We start from the raw sequence: 1,368 nt of genomic DNA, 5'->3' as shown, positions 1-1,368 counted from the left end.
TACTGCCGCACAGGAAGTTGGGGCGGATTCATCGGTACAAATTCACCATAAAGCAGGGAACATCACTCTCGTACGGGGTACAGGAAATAAGATCACCGTGGAGACCACCATCTGGTTTTTAAATGATCAAACTCACCGCAATATTTCCGAGCAAGCGGAAACCTCTATTGTGGATAAAAACGGCACGATGGAGATCGTGACACATGCAAAGGGGGATCCCAAACGAGATTTATGGGATTGGGCAGAGTCCCGTTTCGGGAAATCCGAGCTGTTCATCGAGTATGTCGTCAACTTGCCGGGTCAGATCACCGGTTATGAAATTGTTAACGATGTCGGCGGCATCACGATGAAAAACCTGAACGGATCGTATCAGGTTGAAAATAGTGTTGGCAGTATAACCGTTGAAGGAGCGCATGTTGCAGGGAAATCCAGAATCCAATCGGATGCCGGAAGCGTCCGTGTGGACATCCAGGAAATGGAGAAGGACAGCACTCTTCAGGTAGGCACCGATGTAGGCGGAGTCCAAGCGGTACTTGCCACTTCCTTGTCTTGCACCTTGAAGGTTCAGAGCGAACTCGGAACCATTTCCGGTGTATCGAGCGGTTCTACCTACTTCAACGGCGGGGGCCCGGTCATTACGCTTTCCTCTTCGGTCGGAGCGATTTCGGTAGAAGAAGCCATTTGAAATCAGTGATTTGAAGCCATGTATGTTTAGATGATTTGTGATTATCTTTGGCACCATGAAGAGGCTGTCCCTGAGTCCGTAGACCTGGGGACGGCCTCTTTGTTTGTTCGACATTAACTTTGAAAATATTGCCTAATCCCCAAAATATTTATATTCCTTAAGTCAGATTTACTATAAGATATAGGAAGTACAGTCGTAATTTGGGGGTTCGACCACATGGAAAACAATTACCTCGCCGAGGTTCGACGACGTTGCATCGCTTATGGAATGCAGCCAACCGATGTTCCCTCACTCCGAACAACCGTGTCCGAAGAGCATCTACAGAGACAGAAGCGGCTATATGCCGACATTCTGGAGGTTACCAAGGGATTTGGAGAGAACACGATTCAATTACTAAACGGGCAAATGGTTTCATTCGTCGTCACGGATGACAAAGGTTTGGTAATTGATTCCTTCGGTGATCGGATTATTAGAGAACAACTTTCACAGCTGAATATTAAAGAAGGGAGCTTGCTGATTGAGAGAGAGGTGGGGATATGCGCGACACTGATCACGCTGGAGAACAAAATTCCGTTTCAAACGGTAGGGACGGATCATTATCATCTTGTTCTGCACGAGTCGGCCTGCCACAGCGTCCCTTTTTCGGTTCCAGGAAATCATGGGTTGCGCGAAGGAACGATCTC

1 protein-coding gene and 1 pseudogene are annotated in these 1,368 nt (G+C 47.7%); both read left to right on the top strand.

What is annotated here, in order from left to right; genetic code table 11:
- Positions 1-685: hypothetical protein (locus CPT76_RS11215; protein ID WP_219845407.1), on the top strand; the 685-nt coding region annotated here is incomplete at its 5' end.
- Between the two features lie 216 nt (positions 686-901).
- Positions 902-1,368: pseudogene (locus CPT76_RS37265) on the top strand (hypothetical protein); the annotation flags it as partial.

This window comes from Paenibacillus sp. AR247, from assembly GCF_002968895.1.
GTDB lineage: Bacteria > Bacillota > Bacilli > Paenibacillales > Paenibacillaceae > Paenibacillus_AQ > Paenibacillus_AQ favisporus.
The sequence above is the reverse complement of the archived record's forward strand: the minus strand, read 5'-3'. Positions and strand labels throughout refer to the sequence as shown.